General features: G+C 49.6%; 18 protein-coding genes and 2 tRNA genes. 11 read left to right on the forward strand and 9 right to left on the reverse strand.

All coding sequences use genetic code 11. The annotated features are described in order from the left end of the window. Positions 1-321: 321 nt before the first annotated feature. The 3 genes from TH61_RS13125 to TH61_RS13135 all read left to right on the forward strand — a co-directional run bounded on the left by TH61_RS13125 (position 322) and on the right by TH61_RS13135 (position 9,718). Positions 322-5,754 carry an alpha-2-macroglobulin gene (locus TH61_RS13125; RefSeq protein ID WP_066510144.1) on the forward strand — a complete coding sequence of 1,811 codons (5,433 nt, stop codon included), beginning with the start codon at positions 322-324 and terminating at the stop codon, positions 5,752-5,754. 165 nt (positions 5,755-5,919) lie between these two features. Further along, positions 5,920-8,262 (forward strand): penicillin-binding protein 1C, encoded by a 2,343-nt coding sequence (gene pbpC, locus TH61_RS13130; protein WP_066510146.1) that lies wholly within the window; start codon positions 5,920-5,922, stop codon positions 8,260-8,262. A gap of 553 nt (positions 8,263-8,815) precedes the next feature. Then, positions 8,816-9,718: a neutral zinc metallopeptidase gene (locus tag TH61_RS13135; RefSeq protein WP_066510148.1), complete on the forward strand. Its 903-nt coding sequence runs from the start codon at positions 8,816-8,818 to the stop codon at positions 9,716-9,718. A gap of 139 nt (positions 9,719-9,857) precedes the next feature. Here the strand turns inward: TH61_RS13135 and TH61_RS13140 are convergent. The 3 genes from TH61_RS13140 to TH61_RS13150 all read right to left on the reverse strand — a co-directional run bounded on the left by TH61_RS13140 (position 9,858) and on the right by TH61_RS13150 (position 11,404). Beyond that, positions 9,858-9,932: transfer RNA gene (locus TH61_RS13140), tRNA-Glu, on the reverse strand. 217 nt (positions 9,933-10,149) lie between these two features. After that, the gene (locus TH61_RS13145; protein WP_066510149.1) at positions 10,150-11,088 is read right to left on the reverse strand and encodes a DUF808 domain-containing protein; all 939 of its coding nucleotides are present in this window, start codon (positions 11,086-11,088) and stop codon (positions 10,150-10,152) included. 241 nt (positions 11,089-11,329) lie between these two features. After that, a tRNA-Glu gene (locus tag TH61_RS13150) sits at positions 11,330-11,404 on the reverse strand. A gap of 184 nt (positions 11,405-11,588) precedes the next feature. On the opposite strand from TH61_RS13150, the gene gap reads away from it, so the two are divergent. The 3 genes from gap (at position 11,589) to TH61_RS13165 (ending at position 13,944) form a co-directional block, all read left to right on the forward strand. Next, positions 11,589-12,584 carry a type I glyceraldehyde-3-phosphate dehydrogenase gene (gene gap / locus TH61_RS13155; RefSeq protein ID WP_066510150.1) on the forward strand — a complete coding sequence of 332 codons (996 nt, stop codon included), beginning with the start codon at positions 11,589-11,591 and terminating at the stop codon, positions 12,582-12,584. A gap of 108 nt (positions 12,585-12,692) precedes the next feature. Beyond that, positions 12,693-13,589: a diacylglycerol kinase family protein gene (locus tag TH61_RS13160; protein ID WP_066510152.1), complete on the forward strand. Its 897-nt coding sequence runs from the start codon at positions 12,693-12,695 to the stop codon at positions 13,587-13,589. A gap of 10 nt (positions 13,590-13,599) precedes the next feature. Then, entirely contained in the window at positions 13,600-13,944 is a 345-nt protein-coding gene (locus TH61_RS13165; RefSeq protein WP_066510154.1) for a translation initiation factor, read from the forward strand. A 99-nt stretch (positions 13,945-14,043) separates the two neighbouring features. Here TH61_RS13165 and kdsB read toward each other — a convergent pair whose 3' ends face one another. Then, positions 14,044-14,784 (reverse strand): 3-deoxy-manno-octulosonate cytidylyltransferase, encoded by a 741-nt coding sequence (gene kdsB / locus TH61_RS13170; protein WP_066510156.1) that lies wholly within the window; start codon positions 14,782-14,784, stop codon positions 14,044-14,046. A 113-nt stretch (positions 14,785-14,897) separates the two neighbouring features. Between kdsB and TH61_RS13175 the strand changes: the two genes are divergently transcribed. The 4 genes from TH61_RS13175 (at position 14,898) to TH61_RS13190 (ending at position 20,665) form a co-directional block, all read left to right on the forward strand. After that, positions 14,898-15,734 carry a DUF4905 domain-containing protein gene (locus TH61_RS13175; protein WP_066510164.1) on the forward strand — a complete coding sequence of 279 codons (837 nt, stop codon included), beginning with the start codon at positions 14,898-14,900 and terminating at the stop codon, positions 15,732-15,734. 13 nt (positions 15,735-15,747) lie between these two features. Beyond that, positions 15,748-16,932: a LysM peptidoglycan-binding domain-containing protein gene (locus TH61_RS13180; protein ID WP_066510165.1), complete on the forward strand. Its 1,185-nt coding sequence runs from the start codon at positions 15,748-15,750 to the stop codon at positions 16,930-16,932. A gap of 220 nt (positions 16,933-17,152) precedes the next feature. Then, on the forward strand, positions 17,153-17,923 hold the full coding sequence (locus tag TH61_RS13185; protein ID WP_066510167.1) for a TIGR02757 family protein: 771 nt from the start codon (positions 17,153-17,155) through the stop codon (positions 17,921-17,923). Between the two features lie 336 nt (positions 17,924-18,259). Then, the gene (locus TH61_RS13190; protein WP_066510170.1) at positions 18,260-20,665 is read left to right on the forward strand and encodes an endonuclease MutS2; all 2,406 of its coding nucleotides are present in this window, start codon (positions 18,260-18,262) and stop codon (positions 20,663-20,665) included. Positions 20,666-20,794: 129 nt separating this feature from the next. On the opposite strand, the gene murB is transcribed toward TH61_RS13190, so the two are convergent. Further along, positions 20,795-21,814 carry a UDP-N-acetylmuramate dehydrogenase gene (gene murB / locus TH61_RS13195; RefSeq protein WP_066510173.1) on the reverse strand — a complete coding sequence of 340 codons (1,020 nt, stop codon included), beginning with the start codon at positions 21,812-21,814 and terminating at the stop codon, positions 20,795-20,797. 105 nt (positions 21,815-21,919) lie between these two features. Here murB and TH61_RS13200 point away from each other — a divergent pair, with 105 nt between their 5' ends. Further along, entirely contained in the window at positions 21,920-23,188 is a 1,269-nt protein-coding gene (locus tag TH61_RS13200; protein WP_231862220.1) for a class I SAM-dependent RNA methyltransferase, read from the forward strand. 82 nt (positions 23,189-23,270) lie between these two features. Here TH61_RS13200 and TH61_RS18425 read toward each other — a convergent pair whose 3' ends face one another. The 4 genes from TH61_RS18425 to TH61_RS13220 form a co-directional block, all read right to left on the reverse strand. After that, on the reverse strand, positions 23,271-23,597 hold the full coding sequence (locus TH61_RS18425; RefSeq protein ID WP_066510175.1) for a DUF4349 domain-containing protein: 327 nt from the start codon (positions 23,595-23,597) through the stop codon (positions 23,271-23,273). An 11-nt stretch (positions 23,598-23,608) separates the two neighbouring features. Beyond that, complete coding sequence (locus TH61_RS18430) at positions 23,609-24,088, reverse strand: DUF4349 domain-containing protein (protein ID WP_082780376.1); 480 nt, start codon at positions 24,086-24,088, stop codon at positions 23,609-23,611. 137 nt (positions 24,089-24,225) lie between these two features. Continuing rightward, positions 24,226-25,086 (reverse strand): phosphatase PAP2 family protein, encoded by an 861-nt coding sequence (locus TH61_RS13215; protein WP_082780377.1) that lies wholly within the window; start codon positions 25,084-25,086, stop codon positions 24,226-24,228. A 56-nt stretch (positions 25,087-25,142) separates the two neighbouring features. Beyond that, complete coding sequence (locus TH61_RS13220) at positions 25,143-26,354, reverse strand: DUF3570 domain-containing protein (protein ID WP_066510182.1); 1,212 nt, start codon at positions 26,352-26,354, stop codon at positions 25,143-25,145. Positions 26,355-26,358: the final 4 nt, after the last annotated feature.

The following is a 26,358-nucleotide window of genomic DNA, read 5'->3' on the forward strand; positions in this document are numbered from 1 at the left end:
AATGGTATAGGTTCTGTTGGATAGTTTTCGCTTGGTCTATACGCGGGGGCTACCAAAGAGTTAATCTTAAAAGTGGATTGTATGAAACTTGCCAAGCAGGATTCATACAACACTCTTATCTGTTTCTACTTGGTTGCTAGAAAGAACCCATACAAATAGGTTGATTTCAAGAGGCTGTCGCTGTGAATGAAATATTGTTGAAGTTCTTTTGAAAAAGTAACTCAATTCCACTTTTTCAAAAGAATAATTCTATATAGATGCCATCAAATAAACCAGACTATTTGTAAGTTTAAAGAACGAAACTCTTCCCTCTACACCTACATGAAGTTTTCTGCCACCTCCTTTTTCATCCGTGCTTTGCAGGGATTGAGTCTTCTAATTCTAATTTGTACGGTCAGTTGCCGCGGCAAAAGTGATGAGCTTAGGTTGGACCGCCAGAACTTTCAAGAGGAGATTGAACAGGAGCAGAACCTAGTCTTCACCTTTGATAAAAAGTTGGTGTCAGATTCCCTGCTGAACCAATGGGACACGGTACCCTATATTAAGTTCACCCCGGCGGTTGAAGGCAAGTTCAAATGGGCCAGCCCCGATGAATTGGTGTTTTCACCCACCAAACCTTTTGCTCCGTCTACCAATTATAAGGCAGAGTTGACACCTAATCTGCTCAAGCACGCAGAGAATAAATTCAAGATTCCGGCAGGGCAAGAGGTTCAGTTTCATACACCCTTTCTGGTACTAGAAAAAACCAGAACGTTTTGGGTACAGAACCAAAACAACCCCAATGAACTAGAAGCCAGCATTCAGTTGAACTTTAACTATCCGGTGACTTATGCCAAGCTGATAGATCTTTTGAAAGTGTATCAAGAACAGACCGCTTTGCCATTTGAATTAGTAAGCAGCAACCGAGATCAGCTGACGCTTAAAGTAAAGCAAGTCAACCAAAGCTCAAGTGGTCCCATTGCCCTACGTCTTATCATTGCCAAAGGCCTCACTACTGCCGGCAGTTCTTACGCTACTCCCCAAACCATAGACAAAGAAATTTCCCTTCCCACCAAGGCGCAGATGCAAGTTCGGGAAGTATATGGCACACAAGAAGAAGGACAGGAAAGCATTTATGTGTACACTTCACAACCCGTTACCAATCCAGATGTGCAGAGCTTAGTGACCGTAAGTCCCTACCGAACCTTTACAGTTGAACGACTGGACAATGGGTTGGTGCTCAGAGGCAGTTTTACCGGAAGCTCTGCCTATACAGTTTCTGTTTCTGGGGAACTAAGCGGCATCGTTGGGCAACCATTGGGGCAGACTTCCCAACATAGGGTTGACTTTGGGAACACTACACCCACGCTTTCATTTGTGGACCAAAAAGCCGTGTACCTCAGCAGTCAGGGTTCCCGAAACCTTGCTTTAAATCTAGCCCAGGTACCCCGCATCAAAGTGACCATCAGCAAGGTGTATGAAAACAACATTCTTCGTTTCCTGCAAGAGGGCAAGTCTTATGACGGCTATTATAATGAGGAAACGGAGGAGTATCATGATTATGAAACTTATCAGGTAAGCGAGCAGAACGGTAAAGTTATTTATGAACGGGAGTACGAAGCTGGGAGCCTGCCTAAAAGTGGAAGCCAATCCTTGCTAAATCTTGATCTAGCCGACCTGGATTTTGACAGCCAGTTCAAAGGCCTGTATGTCTTGACCGTGGCCAGCGCTGATAAAATCTGGATGCAGGATTCCAAAATCATCTCGGTCTCGGATATAGGCTTGATTGCCAAGCAAGGCCAGAATGAGGTAATGCTGTTTGCCAATTCCATCCATACCGCCGAGGCCCTGTCTGGAGTAGAGGTAAGGTTCATTAGCACCAACAACCAGGTGGTATACAAAGCCACGACAGATGACGATGGAGTAGCCCGTCTGCCAGATATGGCCAAGAACGCGCCTGACTTTAAAATTAGCCTCATCACGGCGCGCCAAGGACAGGACTTTAACTACCTGCCCTACAGCCAGACCACCGTCAACACCTCGCGCTTTGACGTGGGCGGCAAGCGCTTGGAAGGCGTAATCTATGACGCATTCATATACGGAGACCGCGACTTGTACCGGCCCGGCGACACCGTGCACGTGAATACGCTGGTACGTACCCCAGAATGGAAAACCGTGGCCAGCCTGCCCATTAAAATCAAGCTCCTATTGCCCAATGGAAAAGAGTACCGCAGCCAGAAGGGCACCTTGAACCAAGAGGGAGCCCGCACGACAGATTTCTACCTGCCAGCCTCGGCGGTGACCGGTACCTACACGCTAGAGGTGTATTCTGGAAATGACGTGCTTTTGAATTCTCAGAAGATTGGCGTGGAGGAGTTCATGCCTGACCGCCTCAAAGTCACTACCAAACTCAATAAAACCAATTTCAAAACAGGAGAGCAGGTGCAGGTAAGTCTGAATGCATTGAACCTCTTCGGGCCGCCCGCCGCCGGACGTGATTATGAAGTGCAGTTGAGCTTAAAGAAGAAAGATTTTGAACCGAAGAATTATCCTGACTACAACTTTGAGATTAATACGTCTAACGAGGTAGAGATTCAGACCAGCGTACGGCAAGGCCAGACAGATGCGCAGGGGAACGGACAGGAGCAGTTTGAGTTGATGGGCCATAAAGATATTGGCATGCTGGACGGCTCCGTGTTTACCACCGTGTTTGATGAAACCGGCCGGCCCGTGAACCGCCTCAACCGCTTTACCGTGAGTACCCAAGAAAGCTTCTTCGGGATTAAGAAGTTTGACACCTACGTGAATACTCAAACGGCCATGCAAGTGCCGCTTATTGCCTTGAATAGCGCCGGCAGACCTACATTTGCCCGGGCACGCGTGCAGGTAGTGCGGTACTTATATGAATCGGTGATTGAGCGCATGGACCAAAGCTACGGCTATAACTCGCAGCGCAAAGAGATTGTGTTGGTAGATGAAGCCATGGATATTCCGGCCGCTGGCAAGGTCTTCTCGTTTACGCCTTCCGCGTCCGGTGAGTATGAACTGCGCATCATGCGTCCCAATGCCTATAATTACGTGGTGCAGCGGTTCTATGCCTACGGGTATGGAAATACCCAGAATACCTCCTTTGAAGTAAGCAAAGAAGGCGAGGTGGGCATTTCTTTGGACAAGGAAACCTATGAGGTAGGTGAAAAAGCTCAAGTCCTATTTAAGTCTCCGTTTGCAGGCAAGATTCTGGTAACCGTGGAGCAGAATAAGGTCCTGAGCTACCATTACCTGGACACCGATAAAAAAGCGGCCTCTTTTACTTTGCCCATTCAAGACGAATTCCTGCCCACGGTTTACATCTCGGCCATTGCCCTCCGTGAAATCAAGGACAACAGCCTGCCCATGACCATTGCCCGCGGGTTCAAGGCCGTGGCCGTCACCAAGAAGGCGACTAAGCTGGACGTAGCCGTAATAGCGCCAGAACTCACCCGCTCCAAAAGAACGCAGTTGGTGAAAGTGAAAACCGTTCCTAATGCGCAGGTAACTTTAGCGGTAGTAGACGAAGGTATTCTACAGCTCAAAGACTTCAAGACGCCAGACCCGCACGGGTTTTTCTACCAGAAGCGCGCCCTGGAAGTGAATGCTTTTGATTTGTACCCATACCTGTTTCCTGAGATTGGCAACCGTCGTTCCAGCGTGGGCGGCGACGGCTATGACCTGGAGAAGCGTGTGAATCCTTTGACCTCTAAGCGCGTGAAACTGGTCTCTATCTGGAGCGGCCACCTCAAAACCAATAGCAACGGCGAGGCTTCTGTCAACGTGAAAGTACCGGAATTCTCAGGTACCTTGCGGGTGATGGCAGTGGCTTACAAAGGCAACTCCTTCGGTTCTGCAGAGAAGTTGCTCCGGGTAGCCGACCCGATTGTGCTGAGCACCGCCTTGCCGCGATTTGCCAGTCCTAAAGATACTCTACAAGTGCCCGTCATGGTAAGCAATACCACTGGCAAGGCTACGGACTTGAAAAGTAGTATTACCGTGACCGGACCGTTGCGCGTAGTGGGTGCAACCTCCAAAACCGCCAGAGTAAATGCCAATACTGAGACGCAGGTGGTCTACCAAGTGGTGGCGGCTTCGGCCACGGGGCCGGCCTCTGTGGTTGTAAAAGTTAATGCGCTAGGTGAACAGTTTAGTAGCAGCACGGATCTTACCGTTCGGCCGGCTGCGCCTTTAACTAAAATTACTGGAGCAGGTTCACTGAAAGATGCGGCCACTGCTACTATCACTCCGGCGCATGACTTCATCTCCACCTCAGTAGCGTCTAAAATAGTAGTGAGCAGTTCGCCTCTGGCACAGTTCACTGATGATATTACCTATTTGTTGCAGTATCCGCATGGCTGCTTAGAGCAGACGGTTTCTACCGCGTTTCCGCTGCTGTATTACGCAGACTTGGCCCGCGCCCTTAACCAAGGCCAGAAAGGCCGCGCCTTCAACCCGAACCACCTGGTACAGGAAGGCATCACCAAGGTGGAGCTCATGCAGCAATATGACGGTGGCTTTACCTATTGGCCCGGTGCCACCCAAACCGATTGGTGGAGCAGCGCTTACGGTACCCATTTCTTGCTGGAGGCCAAGAAAGCAGGCTACCCGGTAAGCCAGGAAGTATTGAAAAAGGCAGTTGCCTACCTTCAAAACAAGGTCAAAACCAAAGCCACCGAGGTATACAAATTCTACAACGTTCAACGGAAAGTAGAAAGCAAACTGATTGCCGCCCATGAAGCGTCTTACTCCTTGTACGTGCTCAGTCTGGCAGGCAAACCAGATTGGCCTACCATGAACTACTACAAGTCCAAGCCAGACTTGTTGGCGATGGATTCTCGGTACTTGTTAGCCAGCACGTACGCGCTCAATGGAAGCTACCAGAGCTTCAGTCAGATTCTACCAAAGTCATTTGCAGGCGAAACCTCAGTGCGAGCCTTGGATGGAAGCTTCTATTCGCCGGTGCGGGACATGGCCATCTCTCTGAACAGTTTGGTAGAGGCTAACCCAGAACATCCGCAGGTGGGCACCTTGTCTCGGCATTTGTCACAAGAACTCAAGTCCAAGCGGTGGTACAATACTCAGGAGCGGGCTTTCGCATTATTAGCCTTGGGCAAACTGGCCAGCCGAAGCAAGGGAAACCAGACGGCGCAGTTGATACAAAACGGGAAAGCCCTTGGAACCTACTCGGGCAAAGACCTGACCTTATCCAATAAACTGAGCACCGTGCCCGTGAGCCTTCAGAGCAAAGGAAAAGGCATTCTGTATTACTATTGGGAACTGGAAGGCATTAGTCAGAGTGGTGCGTACAAGCAGGAAGACAGTTACCTGAAAGTGCGCAAAACCTTCTTTGACCGCAACGGGAAAGCCCTCACCAACAATACTTTCAAGCAGAATGATTTGGTGATTGTACGGGTGGAGTTACAGACATTGGATACAAGGTCTATACCAAATGTAGCCATCACCGATATGCTGCCGGCAGGTTTTGAGATTGAGAACCCCCGCCTGATGACGGCCCGTGAGTTTCAGTGGCTCCAAAAGATGAATCCCGGCACGCCAGACCACATGGACATCCGGGATGACCGCATCAACCTGTATGCCACTGCCAGGCCAAAACCCCAATACTTCTTCTACCAGGTGCGGGCGGTAAGTAAGGGTACCTTCCAGATGGGACCCATTGGCGCCGACGCCATGTACAACGCCGAGTACCATTCCTACAACGGAGCCGGGGTGGTGCGGGTGAGGTAGACATTTCGTTTTTGGCCTGATTTCCAGAAATCAGGCCAAAAACGGTTACCAGTGAAATCGTCCTAACTATAGAAAGAGATTTCTATTCCCTCGTTTTTAGCCTATTTCCCAGAAACTAGGCTAAAAAAGAAGGAGTAGCTTTACCTGAGTACTTGCTTAACCAAAATGCCGCTTCACCAAAATTCACCTGCTAAACTAACCCTCTTTTTTAGAAAGAAATGGGTGTTGCGCGTGTTGGCGGCAGTGGTCATTCCAGTTGTGGTGTTTCTACTGTTGAACTGGGCATTTCCGTTGCAGGTGAAAGTATCGTACTCGCCCGTCATTACGGCGGCAGATGGGAGCGTGGTGCATGCCTTTTTAAGCCGAGATGACAAGTGGCGCATGCAACTAGAGCCAGATGAAATCAATCCGGTGCTTAAGAAAGCCGTGATACTCAAGGAGGACCAATACTTCTATGCTCACCCAGGCGTAAATCCGTTTGCCGTGGCGCGAGCAGTGGTAAACAATTTGACCAAAGGCCGAAAAACCTCAGGTGCCTCTACCATTACCATGCAGGTGGCGCGTTTGCTGTACCCTAAAGACCGAACCTACGCCAACAAACTGGTGGAGGTATTCAGGGCGCTGCAATTGGAATGGGTGTATAGCAAAGACGAAATTCTGCAGCTTTACCTCAACTTGGTACCCTACGGCGGAAACATTGAAGGCGTGAAAGCGGCCTCGGTGCTTTATTTTCAGCAGTCTCCGCGGGCTTTGAGTTTGGCACAAGCCGTGGCGCTTACGGTCATTCCCAATAAGCCTTCGTCTCTGAGGATTGGCGTGCAAAATGAGCGCATTGTGGCCTTCCGGAACAAGTGGTTGCAGGAGTACCAGCAACTACACGCCTTCCCGAAGGAGGCCATTGAAGACGCCTTGCATGAACCGCTGGACGCCTTTAGAGTGCAGGCTCCCAAGTTGGCGCCGCACTTTGCCTACCGCATGCTCAAAAAATACCCGGGCAAGGCTATCATCAAAACCACGCTCAAACCCGCAGTGCAGGAGAAGGTACAACAGCTGGCTTTTAATTATCTGCAACGTCTCAAAGCCTTGAACATTCACAACGCGGCTGTGTTGGTGCTCAATAACCAAACCCAGGCCGTGGAAGCTTACTTGGGCTCCGCTGATTTTACAGATGACATGCACGCCGGGCAGGTGGACGGCGTACGCGCGCTGCGGTCGCCGGGCAGTACCCTGAAACCCTTTCTGTACGCCGCCGCCTTTGACAAAGGCCTGATTACGCCCAAGACCATTATCACTGATGTGCCCATAGACTATTCTGGATATCGCCCCGAAAACTACTATGGCACCTACAACGGCAGCGTGACCATTGAACGAGCCTTGGCAACGTCATTGAATATTCCGGCGGTAAAAGTGCTGGACCAGATGGGCGTGGAGGCCTTCGTGCAGAAACTGCAGCAGGCTGAGTTTTCTGAGATGAAGGGCCGCGGCAAGCACATGGGCTTATCCATGATTCTAGGAGGGTGCGGCGCCACGTTAGAGGAATTGACCTCGTTGTACTCAGCCTTCGCGAATGGGGGGAAGCAAGCGCCGCTCAGGTGGTTGCAGCATAATACCTTAAGGCAGGAAAAGCAGTTAATATCGGAGGCCTCGGCGTTCATGGTGAACCAGATTCTTACCCAACTACAACGCCCCGACCTACCGCATAATGCCCAAAACAGCTCTTACTTGCCAAAAATCGCCTGGAAAACCGGGACCTCCTACGGTCGCAAAGACGCTTGGAGCATTGGCTACAACCAGCACTACACCATTGGCGTATGGGTGGGCAATTTCTCAGGGGAAGGCGTACCCGAATTGAACGGCACCGACACGGCCACTCCTTTGCTTTTTTCGCTCTTCAACACCATAGATTACAATAGCACTGGTAGTTGGTACCTAGCCCCCAAAGGCCTTGGTTTTAGAAGCGTTTGCCCCCAGAGTGGCTTGCCCGTGAACAGTTTCTGTCAAGACCAACTGGTTGACACCTACATTCCGGGAACGTCGTCTGTGAACAAGTGCGCGCACTTAAAGAAAGTGAATGTCTCTGAAGACGGTAAATTTGCCTATTGCACCAGTTGCCAACCAGAGAGCGGATTCACCCAGAAATGGTACCCCAACCTGCCGCCTGAGCTGCTCAGTTTTTACGCTCAGGAAAACCTCCCGTTCCAGAAACTCCCTCCGCACAACCCCAACTGCAACCGTATTTTTCAGGAATTCGCGCCTGTTATCACTTCGCCCACAGCCAACATGGAATTTCTGCTGGAGCGCGAGGAGCGTCAAAAGCTCATGTTGCATTGCAATACCCTCAACGAAGTGAAAAAGGTCTATTGGTACGTAAACGACAAGCTCCTGCAAGCTGCTGCCTCTGATGAGCGAGTGTTCTTTGAACCAGACAAAGCCGGTAAGTACAAAATCTCCTGCACCGATGACCAAGGCCGCAACACCAACAGCTACATCACGGTTAAGTTTTTATAGCAGACAATCTTGAGAATTACAGGGTAAAGAGCACGTAAATTAATTTATTCCCTAAAATGGAAAAGCTAATCTATTCTCATTAAGCAGCTTTTTTGGATTATTTGATTGAAATATCTAGCCAAACTTCCAGTGTATTGATCCTTGGCTGATTATTTACGATAAGAAGGAGCATTCTAGAATAAGCCCATCCCAAATAATGTTTCTTTAAAGAACAGAAGCCTCCTTTTACATTATTCAAAATCGTGGGTTGACGTACCTTGGCAATCCGCCTTTACTGCTCTTACTGCATCCGAAAAACATATAAGTAGTAAGTAGTGACAAAGACTAAAATGGAAAGATGGATCCAAGCATCACTCTGTTTCTGTATGCCGGTTTCTTTCCACATGAGCTTTTAGTCTACGTAATAATCTCTGCAATTAAATCCTTCTCTATACGCTTATAGAGGTTCTGTTAAAAAAACGTGCATCCATTGAGGGCGTCCACCGTTAAACTGGGAATAATAAATGGCAAGGCAACCTCATTGCCATTAGACTCTTTCTTAAAATGAATTACTATGAAATGGCTAGGCAGAAGAAAAAGTAGCAATATTGAAGACCTGAGAGGCCAATCAGCAGGCGGTTTAGGTGGCGGTGGCAGGGGCATCAGTCCTATGCTGATCTTGCCCTTGATTCGGCTTCTTTTCTCTAAGGCTGGATTGGTTATTGTTGCCATACTGGCCCTGGTCTTCTTTTTAACAGGAACCAATCCTTTGACGCTTTTACAACAGTTTGTGGGAGGGGACCCTCAGTATGCGCAAACTTCTGCCACCCAGCAGAGCCCAGAAGAGCAGGCGCTGGCTGACCAGACGGCAATTGTACTGGCAGATACTGAAGATGTCTGGAACAAGCTCATACAAGGATACAGAGAGCCAACACTGGTGATGTTTTCAGATCAGGTGAATTCAGCTTGTGGTACTGCATCTTCTGCCTCAGGCCCTTTCTATTGCCCAGGTGATGAAAAGCTGTACATAGATTTGAGCTTTTTTGAAGAGATGGATAACAAGCTTGGTGCCGAGGGGGATTTTGCGCAAGCCTATGTGATAGGCCATGAAGTAGGACACCATGTGCAGAAGCTTACAGGAGCCATGGACCAAGTTAACGCAATGCGGGGCAAGCTTTCTGAAACAGAATTCAACAAACTTATGGTAAGGGTTGAATTGCAGGCAGACTTTTACGCCGGCGTATGGGCGCACCATACGCAACGCTCCACAGGATTCATGGAACCTGGCGACCTAGAGGAAGCCCTGAATGCGGCAAGTGCCATTGGGGATGACCGTCTCCAGCAACAGTCCACCGGACGCGTAATTCCTGACTCCTTCACACACGGCACCTCAGCCCAGCGGGTTAGGTGGTTTAAGAAAGGCTTTGAGACAGGAGATGTGTCTCAGGGAGATACTTTTAACGCAACTGTGTTGTAGGGTATCAGATGCTACTGGTAGAATGGATGGCTTTGAATAAGAGCAACGATAAGGTGTTAGCTGTGCTAGCTTAACAGTTATAATTGCCAGCGTCCTTGTAGAAATAAAAAAGCCCTTCAGTTTTTTCTGAAGGGCTTTTTGGTAGTCCGTAGGGGAATCGAACCCCTGTTACCAGAATGAAAATCTGGTGTCCTAACCCCTAGACGAACGGACCATCTGTCGGTTTTGATGGTGCAAATATAGCGGGGTGATTTTGATTTGCAAAAGGGCAGTAAAGAAAAATTGAAGAATTATTGCTGTTTAGACTTGATGGGGCAAGGTTATTAGAAAATGTATTTAGGTAACCTGTTAATTGCCAATTCGTTATTTGTCCTCCTTTGATTCTAGAACTATCACACCTTATTAAATAAGTCTCGTTAAATTTTCACCTGTCAAACAGCTTCTGCTTTTTTAGACTTAAACAGCTTGCGCACCAGCGTCACTACTTTTTCAATAAGGAAACCTAACACAATGCCTGCCAATGCACAAATAAGAGCCTTTGCAAACCACTGAAGAGCAGGAACATCAGGTAAAGAGTGAATGATGTTTTCCAAAGTATGATGCAAGAAAGGAATGCCATGGATTACAATTTCGGCACCCACCCAAAGCATAGCGGCCGTACCCACGTACGCCAAAATCTTTAAGAAAGCTGGCATGCCTTTAACCAATCCTCTACCAAATTTTTGTAACGCAGGATGGAATTTATCTTTAGCCATGTGCACGCCTATGTCGTCTGCTTTTACAATTAAACCTACAAAGCCATACACAGCCACTGTAATAAAGACACCCACGGCAAGCATCACAATGATTTGGTTGGTTAGAGGCGTATTGGCTACAGTAGAGTAGGTAATGGCCACAATCTCAGAAGAAAGAATCAAGTCTGTTCTTACGGCGCCGCCAATTCTTTCCTTCTCTAATTCTTCTGGGGTAATCACCTGCATTTGATCCTCTTCCCCGTGCCCTCCCTCATGGTGTTTGCTGAACATGGAATGTACCTTTTCATAGCCCTCAAAGCATAAAAAGGAGCCCCCCAGCATTAGTATAGGCGTTATGGCCCACGGCGCGAAAAAGCCTAACAACAATGCGGCTGGACTAAGAATCAGAATCTTGTTGATTAGTGACTTCTTGGCAATCTGGTAGATGATGCTAAGCTCACGGGAAGGATCCAGGCCCACTACATATTTAGGTGTCACTGCAGTATCGTCAATCACGATACCAGATACCTTACCAGTGGTTTTGGCCACTTGTGCCGGAACATCATCTAAACTGGCGGCACTAACTTTCACAAGCGCCGCTACATCATCTAATAAAGCAAGAAGACCTGAAGCCATAAACTAAACTTTCATTTAAAACTTGATACCGTCAGCAAAGGAGTGCTAACAGTTTTGCTTAAACGAACCAAACTGCATTTAGCCGTCTAAGCCGAAGAGTAATATTACGAATTTTACCTTTGTGCATTTGTTTAGCCTTAAAATTTAACGACCGAATCATGGAGTAAAATGCTGGATTTATTTCCTTGAGCTAAATGTACATAAACGAAAAAAGCCGCTCCATTTACATGAAGCGGCTTTTTGGTAGTCCGTAGGGGAATCGAACCCCTGTTACCAGAATGAAAATCTGGTGTCCTAACCCCTAGACGAACGGACCATCTGTCGGTTTTGATGGTGCAAATATAGCGGGGTGATTTTGATTTGCAAAAGGTGGCCACAAAAAAAAGTGCCTAATTTGGTAAGGCGCTCAAAATGAGACCCAAAATTTTAGTTTGTTTTGCTATCCAAGAGGCGTAACTTCGCCGGTAGTTAGTACAACCATAACCAAACCTTATTTATCCATGTCTAAGAAAATAAGAGTAGCCATCAACGGCTTCGGTCGCATAGGCCGTCTTACCTTTAGAGCCCTGTTGGAGCGCGAGAACGTAGAGGTAGTAGGTATCAACGACCTAACCGACAACGCCACGCTAGCGCACCTATTAAAATATGACTCGGTACACGGTCGTTTCAATGGCACCGTGACTGCAGATGAAAACAGCATCACCGTAAACGGAAACCGCATTGAAGTACACGCTGAGCGTGAGCCTAAGAACTTGCCTTGGGGTAAACTGAACGTAGACGTAGTATTGGAGTCTACTGGTCGTTTCGTGGACGAAAAAGGAGCAGGTGGACACTTAGAAGCCGGTGCCAAGAAAGTAGTAATCTCTGCCCCAGCCAAAGGAAACATCCCAACCGTAGTATTAGGCGTGAACGAAGACACCTTGACTGGTTCTGAGACCATCATGTCTAACGCGTCATGTACTACCAACTGCCTTGCCCCAATGGCGAAGGTGTTGGATGATGCCTTCGGAATTGAGAAAGGTTACATCACCACGGTACACGCCTACACTGCTGACCAAAACCTGCAGGATGCGCCTCACTCTGACTTGCGCAGAGCCCGTGCCGCCGCGTATTCTATCATCCCAACTTCAACAGGTGCTGCCAAAGCCGTTGGCTTGGTATTGCCTCACTTGAACGGTAAATTGGACGGTGTGGCCATGCGCGTGCCAATTCCAGATGGTTCTTTGACAGACTTAACCGTTGTCTTGAAGCGCGAAGTAACCGTAGCCGAGATCAACGCCGCCATGAAGAAAGCCGCTGATGGACCAATGAAGGGCATCTTGGAGTACACCGAGGATCCAATCGTTTCTATTGACATCGTGGGCAACCCGCACTCTTGTATTTTTGACGCCGACCTTACTTCTGCCAACGGTACCTTAGTGAAAGTGGTAGGCTGGTATGACAACGAGTCTGGCTACTCTAACCGTGCCGCAGATTTGATCGCTCGCATTGGATAGTTAGCATAAAGCTTTTATACTCTTAAGAAGTGGTGTTGCTGTAGAGCGGCACCACTTTTTTTGTCTATTTTTACCAAAACAGGCCAAAAACGACGTACTAACCAACGCATGAGCCAGAGCCAAACTCGTCAGAAAGTGTGTTTTATCTTGAATCCCAAGTCGGGGACCAAGAGCGGCGTGGACGTGCCCGCCCTGATTGAGCAAGGCTTGGACATGGAGCGCTGGGAGCCCTGTCTGCTTTTAACAGAGTACGCTGGCCATGCTACAATACTGGCTAGACAAGCCGCTGAAGAAGGCACTAGGTTAGTAGTAGCAGTAGGCGGAGACGGCACCGTGAATGAAGTGGCCAGAGGGCTGCTCAACACCAGCACCGCCTTAGGTATTCTGCCCAAGGGATCAGGCAACGGTTTGGCGCGACATTTGAAAATTCCTCTTAAGTTGCCGCAGGCGCTGGAGTTGATTAACAAGGCCACTTTTCACCACATTGACTCATGCGCCATCAACGGGCATCCGTTTTTCTGCACCTCGGGCATTGGATTTGACGGCTTAGTGAGCTCCGCGTTTGCTAAGAGCGTGAAGCGCGGCTTGACCAGCTATGTGCAGTTGGTGATCAAAGAATTTAGGGCATATTTTGCCCAAGAGGCCACGGTTCGCGTGAACGACCGGGAACTCAGTTCGGAATTCTTCGTGATTGCCTTTGCCAACGCCGCCCAGTACGGGAATGACGCGTTTATTGCACCTATGGCCGATATTCAGGATGGACTTTTGGATGTTTGCTTAATCAGGCACGTTGGGTTAATACAAGCTTTACAACTGGGATATGGACTCATGACCAAAACTATTGCCACCTCGTCCCTAGCCGAGTTCCATACGTGTGCCACTGTGCAGGTGCAAAGCAAAGAGCCCCAGCATTTTCATGCAGATGGAGAGTATATTGGCCAGGCCACAGAATTTGAAGTGAAGCTATTCCCTAAATCACTGGAAGTAGTAGCCGCTTTAGCTTAAAGAAAAGAAGATGAGTAAAAACAAAAAAAACCGGGACGGCGTGGTCTTCTCCACCAACCCAGACTTTGAATACGATTACCAGCAGGACGAAACCATTGCCACTCTGCCCCCCCAACAGCAAGACCTACGCGTGCAACTAGACAAGAAAGCGCGCGGCGGTAAAAAAGTAACGTTGATTACGGGTTTCGTGGGGCAGGACGAGGACCTGCAGACCTTGGGCAAAACCCTCAAAAACAAATGCGGCGTGGGCGGGAGCGCCAAAGACAATGAAATCATGATCCAAGGCGACTTCCGGGACAAGGTCATGCAGGTATTGTTGGACCTGGGCTACAAAGCCAAAAAGGCGGGAGGTTAGGTTTTAGTCCTGAGTCTTGTGCCGCGAGTCATGAGTCTGGAAAATTTTAATGTCATTTTTACCCTGTTTTCTGGAAATCAGGTCAAATACGAGCTTTTCTTATTTCTTTAAATAAGCAAATGCCTTCTCTACATCCTCAGGGGTGTCAATGCCAATAGTCTCTAAATCAGTAACGGCGGTGACGATGCGGTAGCCGTGCTCCAGCCAGCGCAACTGCTCAAGGGACTCGGCCTTCTCCAAGGCAGAGGGAGCCAATTGCGTTAGTTCAGCTAGAACCTCGGAACGGTATCCGTAAATCCCGATGTGCTTGTAATACGCGTGTTTCTCTAGCCACTGGTCTTGCTCTGCTCCGCGCAAATAGGGGATAGGATGCCGACTAAAATACAAGGCCTGATGCTGGGCGCCAATCACCACCTTGGGGCTGTTCGGGTTGAAGAGCTCTTCCTGGCTTTGGATCGGTTTTATCAACGTGGCAATCTGCGCTTCGGGTTGCTGAAAGCAGAAAATTGCCTTGTTAATCTGCTCGGGCTGGATGAAAGGCTCATCACCCTGGATGTTCACCACCACGTCAAATTCCTGTCCAACTTGCGTGTACGCTTCGTAGCAACGATCGGAGCCGCTTTGGTGGTGCTCACCCGTCATCACTGCCTTTCCGCCAAAATCAAGCACATGCGTCAGAATACGTTCATCATCCGTAGCCACTACCACTGAGGTTAAATCAGATTTCAGGGCTTGTTCATACACCCGTTGTATCATGGTTTTTCCGGCTAGGTCCACCAAGGGCTTTCCCGGGAAACGGGTGGAGGCGTAGCGGGCAGGGATTATTCCTAAAGTGGTCATGGCGTTTCAAGTTTACAGGCCAAAGATAGTATTCTTCATGAAAGAGGGAGAGAAAGGATCTCCGGCATCATTTCCGTTTTTGGCTTACTTTTACCAAAACAGCCCAAAAACGCATGCCTTCCATTCCTGCTTCCGTTAGCTACAGTTTTAAGGGAGACATCTGGCGTCTGCTGCCAGACGAAGCCACGGGCCTGATAGGGATTGAAGTAAGAGACACGGCCTCTTTGCAGGTGTACTTTTGTATTCTTTCGCCCAATACGCCAGAGATGGTGTTAGACCACTTTCAGGTAGCAGAACTTTGGTGGACGGGTTTAGCAGGCTTCAATGACAAGGTGCTGTACCTACATGGATTTGAGCGGACGGGACATTTAGGCCAACCCAAAGGAATCACGGCCATAGAAATTGCCACTCAGAAAGTGTTGTTTGAGGAGCCCAATGCCCAATGGGTAGGGCAGCGCTCAGGTAGTATTCTCTTATCAGAGATTGGAGCCCAGCCTAAGGTAATTACAGAAGTTGACGCATTCTCAGGAAAAGTCCTGAAGGCCCAACCCAATTCAGAACCCGCTATTTTTCAGGAAAATACAAAGAGTGGTACGCAGTATCCTGTGAACTATCCAGAGTTGTATGAAGAGGGGAGTGATTACTTTGAGGATTTGGCCACCTTTTTGCTTAGGCACCGGGGGCATTCGGCCACAGGCTATATTGAGTACCTGGAGTTAGATAGTTGCTTTATTCTCAGCTACTATGTAGTGCAAGAGAACGGGTTGTTTGTGAAATTTTTGGTAACTTACAGCCTAAATGGCGAAGCATTATACGAGTGCTGCCCATTGAAAGATGCAGAAAGAATAGGAGGGCCTCCTTTTTTTGTTCAGGCCGGTCGCCTTTTTCTGGTACAGGGTAAAAATATCCTCTTGTCTGCGTCAATCCCTGTGAATGTGAATTTTGATTAAGAAATAGAGTCCAATGTTGAAGAAATTTGTGTTTGTTCTAGGATGCGCCCTGGTTAGTGTTGGGGCGGCTCATGCGGGCACTATGGTGGTGCGTGATTCTGTGGGAACTAAGGCCGTAAACGGTAAAATTTTCATTACCCACAAAGTGGAACCCAGCGAAACCCTGTACGCTCTCTCCAGAAAGTACGGTGTGCCGGTGGGTCAGATTGTGGCTGCCAACAAAAATATTGAGAAAGCCATCCATGTTGGGCAAATAGTCCTTGTGCCTTCTAAAACTGGTAGCGCCACGGCCACTGTGCCAGTGAAAACAGTTTCTGCCGTTACCAAACCAGCAACGCCCGCTGCAAAACCAGCTTCTCCGGCTGCAACGCCTGCTTCTACTGCCGCGGTTCCAGCCGCTAGCAGAACGTATGTGGTAGATGCCAAAGGAAACAGAATCCATACGGTGTTGCCAAAGCAGACGCTTTACGCCATCTCCAGGCTGCACCAAGTATCATTGGACAACCTTAAGAAGTGGAACAAGCTCACCGAAAACACGGTAGAGATTGGCCAGGAACTGATTGTGGGCACCGGCGACAAGCCAAACGCGCAAGCGGCCGCTAAAAAGCCAATCTATGTGCCTGAGAAGGACGAAGACGTGACCCTGCCAAAACAAGCCGGTAGCACACCAGCGGCCACTGTAGCAGCCACCCCAGAAAAGACGGATAAGACTGAAAAGACAGAGAAGCCAGCCACGCCAGCAGTTTCTAAATCTAAAACAGGCGTGAAGCCGGTAACAGCCAAGCCAGCCATCCCAACTACCATCGCCAAACCAGTTGCCGCTAAAACCGAAGCGCCTAAATCTGAGACACCGGCTGCTTCTGCTGCCAAGCCAGCATCTACTAAAAGTGACTCTAAAGAAAACGAAACAGTTACCACTGAATACAGTGCCCGCGTTTCTGAGAGCGGCATGGCCGAAGCCATTGACCAGAAAGTGGACAACAACAAATTCTTAGCCTTGCACAAAACAGCTCCGGTAGGCACCATCATGGCGGTAAAAAACCCCATGAACAGCCAAACCGTGTACGTGCGTGTAATTGGTAAACTGCCTGAGACCGGCGAGAATGAGAAAGTAGTTATCAGGCTTTCCAAAAAGGCCTGCCAGCAGATTGGCGCCAATGATGCTCGCTTCAGAGTAGAGTTGTCTTACATGCCATAAGGCGTTTTGCCCTGTTTTCACCAAAAGAGGCGAAAAACGGAAATCCCCCAAGGACTCCGCTTTTCGCCTCTTTTGTCTTAATGACTTTTTAATGAAAGGTGATTAATGACCAATTAATAATGGTGGCTTTCCCTTGTAGCGCTTCATTTTTCGTATGACTCATTCTAGATTGATCCTTCTTTATTAATCATCACTCACTATTCATTAATCATTAAAAAAGTTGTCCGCACAGATTAAAGCCTTGCTAGAAGACCGATACCGTCGGTACAACACGCTGGAGTTCATTGACAATGACCCTATCTGTATTCCGCACAGATTTGCGCACAAGCAGGACATTGAGCTAGCCGGGTTTTTCGCGTCTATTTTGGCGTGGGGCCAGCGCAAGACCATTATCAACAAGTGTACCGAGCTGATGACGCGCCTGGACAACGCCCCGTACCAATTCATTCTGCACCATCAGGACGAAGACCTCAAGAACCTATTGGGCTTCAAGCACCGCACCTTTAACGACACAGACTTGCTGTACCTGGTCCATTTCTTCAGGCGGTTTTATGAGCAGCATGACACGTTAGAAGAAGCATTTATAGGCACGGGCCATTCACCCTTGACCACTCAAAAAGCAAGGCTGGAGTATTTCTATAACTTGGTGTTTTCCTTGCCCGAGGCCCCGCACAGAACCAGAAAGCACATCTCCACGCCGGCCAAGAAATCTGCCTGCAAGCGCGTCAACATGTACCTGCGCTGGATGGTGAGAAAGGACGAGTCTGGCGTGGATTTCGGGATTTGGAACCGCATGTCGCCCGCCGATTTGATTTGTCCTTGTGATGTGCACGTGCAGCGCGTGGCCCGCAAACTCAACCTCATTGAGCGCTCCCAGTCAGACTGGGCCATGGCCGAGGAGCTCATCGCCCACCTTCGCGCCTATGACCCATTAGATCCGGTCAAATATGACTTCGCATTGTTTGGGCTGGGGATAGAGGAGAAGTTTTAGAGAAGTAGAATTTCCTCGGCTAGTCGCCATGCTCAAATTTTCAATCTTCAGAATCTATGCCTCTCTTTTGTCATCCTGAAAGGACCTTGAGGCCGAATTAGTTAGGCGGTGGCTAAAAGTGCATTCGTTTTCGGGTTGTTTTCTTTAAACTACCCAAAAACGGATTCAAGCTTCAAACCCATACCTTGTAAACTTTCCCTCAAATAATTCCTCCCACCAAGGAACATCCCATTACCTCAATCTGTTATCCAATGCTTGGCAATGCTGTTTTTAACCTACTTTTGTGAAAACAGGCCGCAGAACGAATTAAAACAACGAACTACACAAAAAGAGAACTTGATATATCCATCAAATTTTGAACAGAAGATAGGTTTCGGGCAGATTAAAGAAATGCTGTCAGATGCTTGTCTAAGTCCCTTGGGCCGCCGCTTTGTAGACCGCGTTCAGTTCCTGAACCGCTTTGACCTGGTAGAGCGCCTTTTACACCAAGCTGATGAGTTTTCGCAAATTCTAAACTCTGGCGAGGATTTTCCTTCTCAATACTATTTTGACGTAACTGAGCACCTGAACCGTGCCGCCTTGGAAGGTGCGTTCATGGAGGTGCGCGGCGTCTTTGAAATCAAAATGTCTCTGCGGGCCATCCGGCAGGCGCTGGGCTTTTTCTATGAGTCGGATGAAGCCGCGTTCCCGGCCCTGAAAGCCCTGACCCAAGGCGTGGAAGTGGACCGTGCCCTGGTGGCCGCCATGGACAAGCTGGTGGATGATTCTGGCAATGTGCGCGAGGACGCCTCACCTGAGTTGCAGCGCGTAAAGCGCGAACTCATTGGCCAGCAAACGCAATTGCGTAAAACCATCAGCAGCATTCTACGCCACGCCAAGAACGAAGGCTGGACGCCCGGTGATGCTGAGCCTACCATCAGGGGCGGTCGTTTGGTAATTCCTATCATCGCCGAGTACAAGCGCCGCATCAAAGGTCTCATCCATGATGAGTCAACCACCGGCCAGACCATTTACCTGGAGCCCGAAAGCGTCTTTGAGCTCAACAATGACATCAAAGACCTGGAGAACGCCTACCACCGCGAGCTGATTAGACTGTTGACGGCTATCACCAACCAGGTACGTCATCATCTGCCTAACCTTAAGAAAGCGTATCAGTTCTTGTCTTTGCTGGATTTCATCAGAGCCAAGGCAGTTTTGGCCAACCGCATTGGTGGGGTCATGCCTAAGCTGCAGAAACAGCAAATCATTAAGTGGAAGGACGCGCGCCACCCCATCCTGCATTTGACCATGCTGGCCCACGGCAAAAAGGCGGTTCCGCTGTCTTTGGAGTTAAACCCAGAGCAGCGCATCCTGTTGATTTCGGGCCCGAACGCCGGTGGTAAATCGGTGGCCATGAAGACGGTAGGGCTGTTGCAGTATATGCTGCAGTGCGGACTGCTCATTCCGGTAGGCGAGGGTTCTGAGGCAGGCATGTTTGATGACGTCTTCCTGGACATGGGCGATGAGCAATCCATTGAAAACGACCTGAGTACCTACAGCTCGCACTTGCAGAACATGAAGCAATTTGTGCTCTTTGCGGGTAAGAAGTCATTGGTCTTGATAGATGAGTTTGGTACCGGTACAGAGCCTGTACTGGGTGGTGCCATAGCTGAGGCGGTGCTTGGTCAACTGCATCAAGCCAACGTGTACGGGGTCATCACTACCCACTATACCAACCTGAAGAACTTCGCAGAAAAGACGCCGGGTATTGTGAACGGGGCCATGCGCTATAATCCCGCCGAATTGCAACCGCTGTACCAGCTGGAGATTGGCAAGCCGGGTAGTTCGTTTGCCCTGGAGATTGCCCGCAAGATTGGCCTGCCTAAGAATATCCTTGACAAGGCCGGTAACTTGGTGGGCAAGGAAAAAATTCGCTATGACAAACTGCTGGAGCAATTAGAGCAGGAAAAAACCGACTTTGAGGTGCGCAATGCCAGCGTAGCCAAGCAGGAACGCAAACTGCAGAAAGCGGTGCAGGAATACACTGCCCTCAAGCAACACCTGGAAGAAAGCAAAACAGACGTTATCCGGAACGCCAAGGCCCAGGCCAAGCTCTTGCTCAAGGACGCCAATCAGCAGATTGAGAACACCATTGAGCAGATTAGAAAAAGTCAGGCCGAAAAGGAGCAAACCAAAGTGGCCCGCCAGGAACTGGAGACGTTCAAAGAAAAGCTATTGCCAGAGCCTAAGCCCATCATCAGAAACGGAAACGCCAAAAGCGGTCCGTTGCAGGTTGGTGAGCGCGTGGTGTTGCAGGGACAGGATTCTGTAGGTGAGTTGTTGGCTGTCAAAGGTAAAACCGCCGAGGTGAGCTTCGGGGGTTTGAAGACCATTGTGAAGCTGGACAAACTGGAACGCCCTGACCACAACGCCGCCTGGATGAAGGAGAAGAAAGCGAAGGAGCCAGCAGCTCCTTCGGGCCAGACCAAAGGCATGGACGTGACCCAGCGCATGGCCGACTTCCAGCACACCTTAGATGTGCGCGGCAGGTACGCAGAGGACGCCCTGACTACCGTCATGAACTTCATGGATGACGCCATCATGTTGGGCATCCCCGAGGTGAAAATCATCCACGGCCGCGGCAACGGCGTCTTGAAGCAAGTGGTACGGGATTACGTGCGTACCTTGAAAGAAGTAGCCAGCGTGGGCAATGAGCACATAGAACGCGGCGGCGATGGAGCTTCTGTTATTGTTCTGAAATAATACCGTTTTTGGGCTATTTCTGAGAAAACAGACCAAAAACGAACCTTAAGAAAAAGACCAGCCTTTTGAGCTGGTCTTTTTTATTTATAAGCTGGCATTCTTGTGCCTTAGTAAGTGGCAATTATATCTCTAAATGATATTCACCTCGGGTGTGAGCGTGATACCGAACTTCTCCTGCACCGAGTGGATGATTTCATAGGCCAGTTCTTTGACCTCATTGCCGGTGGCGCCGCCGTAGTTCACTAGCACCAAGGCTTGGTCTTTGTGCACACCGTGTTGGCCCAGGACTTTGCCCTTCCAACCGCATTGCTCAATCATCCAGCCGGCAGGTACTTTCACGGTGAACTCGCTCACCGGATAGCCGGGCATGTTGGGGTATTGCGCTTTCAACAGCTCAAACTGGGCGATAGGAATCTCGGGGTTTTTGAAGAAGGAACCGGCGTTGCCAATCTTGGCCGGGTCTGGAAGCTTGCTTCTTCTAATATGAATCACTGCGTCACTGATGGCCTTCAAGCTCAACTCTTTCACCTGCATCTCTTCCAGCGTCTGACTTATCGCCCCATAAGAGGTGTTGAAGGTGGGTTTGCGGGTAAGTTGCAGAGTAACTGAGGTGACGATGTATTTGCCTTTGGCGTCTTTCTTGAAAATGCTTTCGCGATAGCCAAAGTTGCACTGGTCTTTGGTGAAGGTGATAAGCTTGCCCGTCTCCATCTCCACAGCCTCTAAAGAGTAGAACGTGTCTTTCAATTCTACCCCGTAGGCCCCAATGTTCTGCAAAGGCGCCGCGCCCACCGTGCCCGGTATTAAAGACAGATTCTCGATGCCGCCCAGGTGATGCTCGATGGAATACAGCACCAGGTCATGCCACGTCTCGCCGCTACCAGATGTCACCAGTACATGCTCGCCGTCGGGTTGGTCTTCCTGGGTGATGCCTTTGATGCGGTTCAACAGCACGGCCGCCTCCACGTCCTGGGTGAAGAGCACGTTGCTTCCGCCGCCGAGAATCAGTTTAGGCAGGGGTTTGATGGCGGAATGCTGCAAGATGTCCTGAAGTTCCTGGGTAGTGGAAAACTCGGCCAATAAGCTGGCCTTGGCATCTATTCCAAACGTGTTGTAGGGCTTAAGAGAGACCTCTTTCTTGATTTGCATGGGCAAAGGTGCTAATCTGGTGCGAGGTAAAATTACGGAAACGTATTGGGATTGGTAAGGCCTGCAGGTCAAACCTGCGAGAATCTTTTGAGAACCAGCCGGTCTTTGCGGGAGAATGCAACAGACGTGGGCTTTTTTTCTGAACTTGCGCCTATAAAACGCACCTGCGCTTTCATCATCCACCCAACCAATTTGTCTATGGCCAAAGCTACCAAACCCGAAACCTTTAACATGACCGCCACCACTTTGGCCGGGTTGGAAGAAGTGCTGGCCCAGGAGTTGACGGATTTAGGGGCGAAGTTTGTGAAAGTGGGCGTACGTGCCGTGACCTTCTCTGGTGACCAACGACTGCTGTACAGCGCCAATCTTTGGTGCCGCACCGCCATCCGCATTCTCAAGCCCTTCGCGCAGTTCAAGGCCCGGGACGAGAAGGAACTGTACCTGAAAGTGCGGGAACAGGACTGGACCAGGTACCTAACCGTAGACAGCACCTTTGCCATAAATGCCGTAGTGGCCCGCTCCACCTTTGAGCACTCGCTGTTCGTCTCGCAATTGACTAAAGATGCCATTGTAGACCAGTTCAGGGATAATACCGGCAAGCGCCCCAGCGTAGACGTGGCCACGCCAGATGTGCGTATCAACCTGCACATGCATGAGAACATCGTCACGTTAGCCCTAGATGCCTCTGGTGATTCTCTGCACCGCCGCGGGTACCGTCAGCAGACCAATGTGGCGCCTTTGAACGAGGTACTAGCCGCCGGTATTTTGATGCTCTCAGGTTGGGATAGAAAGTCGCCGTTGTATGACCCCATGTGCGGCTCCGGTACCATCCTCGCCGAGGCCGCCATGATGGCCCATAACATTGCCCCCGGCGTGTACCGCCGGGACTATGGCTTCATGCGCTGGCCCGACTACAACGCCGAGCTTTACAAGGAAGTCTATCAAGCCGCTTTGGCGCAGGAAGACAAAGAGGTTGAAGTGGAAATTTTTGGCTCTGACATTGACCCGGACTTTGTGGAGGCCGCGTTCCAAAACCTGGAGTACGCCGAGCTGGACGAATACGTGCGCATCAAAGAACTCAACTTCGCGGAGGCTACCAAACCCGCAGATAAAGGCACCATTGTAGTAAACCCGCCCTACGGCGAGCGCATTGGGGACGACCGTGAAATGAATGACCTCTACAAGATGATAGGGGACACGCTTAAAAGTAATTTCCAGGACTGGGACGCTTTCATCTTTACTGGCAATTTGGAGGCCGCCAAGCACATCGGCTTAAAGCCTTCGCGTAGGATTGTATTGTATAATGGGCCTATTGAATGCCGCCTTTTCAAATATGAGTTGTACCGTGGCAGTAGGAGAGAACCGGTTGTATAATTACTTAACTATATCGTAAAACCAAAAGAGCCCAAAGACTTTCGTTTTTGGGTTCTTTTGGTGAAAACTGGTCAAAAATGATTTACACCAAGCCTTTTCTTCTAAGGAATAAAATGCCAGCCAGGACCAGCCAAAGCGGCCAGATGTAGCAAAGCCCCACCAACAAAGACAGGAATAACTGCCAGCCCGTCCCGAAGGCATTGTAGAAACGGGTACCCAAGCCAATGCGCTCAGAGAAGCTCATGGGTACAACCTGGTAAATGCTCAACCGAATGGTGCTGTAAGCAGTCTGGTCTTTCAGGAAACGGAGGCGGGCCTCGGCGCTTTCAATTTCTTCCCGAATGCTATCGAGGTATTGCTCCACCTCCAGAATCTCCTTGATGGTATTCGCCTGCGTCAACAAGGCCATATACCTAGCCTCTATGAGCGCTTGGCCTTGATTCTGGCCTGCACATCCACGTACTCCATGGCTACGTTGTCAGAACCCAGATTCTTAAAGTCCAACTTCACGCTTTCTTTTTGCAATTGGTCTAGCAGGGGTTGAAACTGATTTGGCTGTACTCTAATGACAAAGTCAGTGGAGAGTTCGTCTTCTTGGCTGTTTTGAGAGGTATTAGACACCAAGGCGTTGGCCTGCTTAACGGCCGCCTCAATGCGCTGTGTACTCGCCACCATGTCCTTCACTTGAAACCGGACATCAGCCTCCTTGATTACCAGTTGCGAAGGTGTTTTCTCAGAATTGGAAGTGCTTTCATCATCTTTGGTAGGAGCGGCGGCATCTGTAGCGGCTACCTCTGGTTTAGAAGAAACGGCCGAATTTTGTGATGATTCACAGCTGTGCAAAAGGAAAGCGAGACAGCAGCAAACTAGTAATAGGATAGGGTTTGTTGGCGTTTTCATAGGCGTTAGGGTTTGTCCTTAATCCCTTCTGCCTCAAGAAGGTAACCCGAAAAATGAAAACAATAAAAAGCATAGTTCGTCGTTTTTAGCCTCTTTTAATGAAAACAGCCTAAAAACGATTTGCCAATGGTTAATATTTAAAACGTTACCGAAGCTGTGAAGGAGGCAGACGAAAATCCCACCTGCGGAGCCAGCGTAAAACGCCTCTTACGATTGCTTAATTTACTTTCGGCCAGATTGTAAAAGAGCAAAGAGCCTTTAGCAGACAAATACCCCAAAGCGACGCCCGCCATGACGTCCGTGGCCCAATGCGCATTGTCATTGATGCGTGAAAGACCCACAAGTGTGGCCATACCATATGCCAAGGGTGAAACGATTCTATATTCTTTTCCATACACAGAGGATACAGAGGTAGCCACGGCGAAGGCCACCGTGGTATGCGAGGAGGGGAAAGAGGTATTCTCTGACACGTCCATGCCCCAGTCATAAAAATGGTTCTCATTGGTGCCGCTGGGCCGGTAGCGGTGTACCTGGTTTTTGATAAAGCCAGTGACGCCACCACTAATGAGAAGGCTGCCAAATGATACTGTTCCTGCTTTTCTTAGGTTGGGATCACCCAGGGCAAATCCTATCACCGCCAAGGTACCCGTGGCGGGCAGGAACAGCCTCTGCCGCCCCATCGGCTCCACTACTTTCGCTAGCTCATCTAGTGGTTTGGTTCTGTGGGATTGCATGTATTTTTGAAGCGGTTCGTCTACCCAAGCATAGGTAGCCGTCCAAACCGCAGCCCCGGCCAAAACCGCTCCCATCACTTTAACGGCGGGTGACAACCTGGGCTTTGGAGACTCTGTCCGCGTAGAGTCTGCTAGGGAAACCGAAGTGGATAAAGTATCTCTTAATGCTAAACTGGGCGGTCCTATCTGGGTTGTTTGGGCCTGGGTAGAGATGTTGACAGCCCAAAGCAACAGAAAGGTTATTCTACTAACGGCCAGTTTCATGGTTTGCCTATCAATGCCATGGATGTGTCAAAATGCAGGCTTCAAACAAAGCCAAATTATTTTAAAGTCACCGCCAACGCCACGGCATCCGCCACCAAGCCCGTGTCACGGTTGTAATGGTCATAGCGTACCTCCAGGGTGTTCAGTTTACTGATACCCAAGATGCCGTCGGCTGAATTGTATCTTACATTCAACCCGAACAAGTGGCTGGCAAACTCTGACAGGTCATAGTCGCTGGTATAGAAGTCCTTCTGAGGGGTGTGCTCCCTATATGGCGCAAAATAATCTGCCGCCGACTGGGTGTAGAACCGGTAGAATGGCGACACCGAAAGGAACGGCGTCAGTTTGTAGGGCAGCTCTACCTCTAAGGTATGCGCGGTGATGCCCCAGTCATCTGAGTAGAACCGGTAGAAGGTCTTCACCAGGATGCGGTCGGTGGCAAAGTAGTTCAGGCGCAGGCCCACCGGGATTTTCACGCGCGAGTCGGGTAGTTTTTCTACATGTACCGAGTTGTCTGTAAAATAAACGCGCTGGTAGGGCGTGGCCAACTGCCCCGTCTGGTAGGCTAAATCTAGCATGGCAGAGGCTTGCAAGCGCTTGTTGATCACCTGCGCCAGAGAAACAGACGCGTTATAGGAATTGCGAGGATTGGTGCCGCCCGCGTCTGGGTTGTCTACCGGGCCAGAAGGTGTCTCCAGTGTTCTCAGCTCAATGGGATAGATCATGCTCCAGGAGTCCAGGAAGGCGCTCAAAGACAAGCCCACCTCACGGTTTCTATCTTTGGAGAACTTTGCGAAGTTCACGTTCACGCCTTTGGAGAAGTAGTCATACTCTGTAGAGACAGAAACATCGGCGCCCATGGAGTATCCTTTTTCATCATCCTGCATGGCCCAGGAAAGCGAAGGATAAATGCGGTTGTCTGCCGCGCTCGCAGAAGAGATGGTGGTAGGGTCAATCAGGTCTGAGGACGCCGAGGAATAATGGTCAAAACCCACCTCCAACCTGAAGGAATGCAGCCGGTTTCTGGCGTCTCCTTTGGCCATGGTAATGTCAAAGGTGGTGGCCACGTCCGTAAGCTCCTCGGTGCCAATGCCACCCGTCACGGCAGAGTTATTCCCGTCCTGGGTGTAATAGCTAGATACGAAATTGATCTCCTGGGTCTTGAGCTTCCGGCTTTTGAAAACGGTGCTGTCTGGTTTGGTGGTCTGGCCAAAGGAACTGAGAATGGTCAGGAAGAAAAGGGAGGCGTGCAAGTAGATTTTCTGCATCTTT

This window comes from Rufibacter sp. DG15C (genome assembly GCF_001577755.1).
Classification (GTDB): domain Bacteria; phylum Bacteroidota; class Bacteroidia; order Cytophagales; family Hymenobacteraceae; genus Nibribacter.

Coding starts and splice junctions, on each gene's coding strand:
- TH61_RS13175 (WP_066510164.1), top strand. CDS start 14,898: ATGCCTTCCATTCCTGCTTCCGTTAGCTACAGTTTTAAGGGAGACATC.
- TH61_RS13220 (WP_066510182.1), bottom strand. CDS start 26,354: ATGCAGAAAATCTACTTGCACGCCTCCCTTTTCTTCCTGACCATTCTC.
- TH61_RS13165 (WP_066510154.1), top strand. CDS start 13,600: ATGAGTAAAAACAAAAAAAACCGGGACGGCGTGGTCTTCTCCACCAAC.
- gap (WP_066510150.1), top strand. CDS start 11,589: ATGTCTAAGAAAATAAGAGTAGCCATCAACGGCTTCGGTCGCATAGGC.
- pbpC (WP_066510146.1), top strand. CDS start 5,920: ATGCCGCTTCACCAAAATTCACCTGCTAAACTAACCCTCTTTTTTAGA.
- TH61_RS13145 (WP_066510149.1), bottom strand. CDS start 11,088: ATGGCTTCAGGTCTTCTTGCTTTATTAGATGATGTAGCGGCGCTTGTG.
- TH61_RS18425 (WP_066510175.1), bottom strand. CDS start 23,597: ATGGCCTTGTTGACGCAGGCGAATACCATCAAGGAGATTCTGGAGGTG.
- TH61_RS13215 (WP_082780377.1), bottom strand. CDS start 25,086: ATGAAACTGGCCGTTAGTAGAATAACCTTTCTGTTGCTTTGGGCTGTC.
- murB (WP_066510173.1), bottom strand. CDS start 21,814: ATGCAAATCAAGAAAGAGGTCTCTCTTAAGCCCTACAACACGTTTGGA.
- TH61_RS13160 (WP_066510152.1), top strand. CDS start 12,693: ATGAGCCAGAGCCAAACTCGTCAGAAAGTGTGTTTTATCTTGAATCCC.
- TH61_RS13180 (WP_066510165.1), top strand. CDS start 15,748: ATGTTGAAGAAATTTGTGTTTGTTCTAGGATGCGCCCTGGTTAGTGTT.
- TH61_RS13135 (WP_066510148.1), top strand. CDS start 8,816: ATGAAATGGCTAGGCAGAAGAAAAAGTAGCAATATTGAAGACCTGAGA.
- kdsB (WP_066510156.1), bottom strand. CDS start 14,784: ATGACCACTTTAGGAATAATCCCTGCCCGCTACGCCTCCACCCGTTTC.
- TH61_RS13125 (WP_066510144.1), top strand. CDS start 322: ATGAAGTTTTCTGCCACCTCCTTTTTCATCCGTGCTTTGCAGGGATTG.
- TH61_RS18430 (WP_082780376.1), bottom strand. CDS start 24,088: ATGAAAACGCCAACAAACCCTATCCTATTACTAGTTTGCTGCTGTCTC.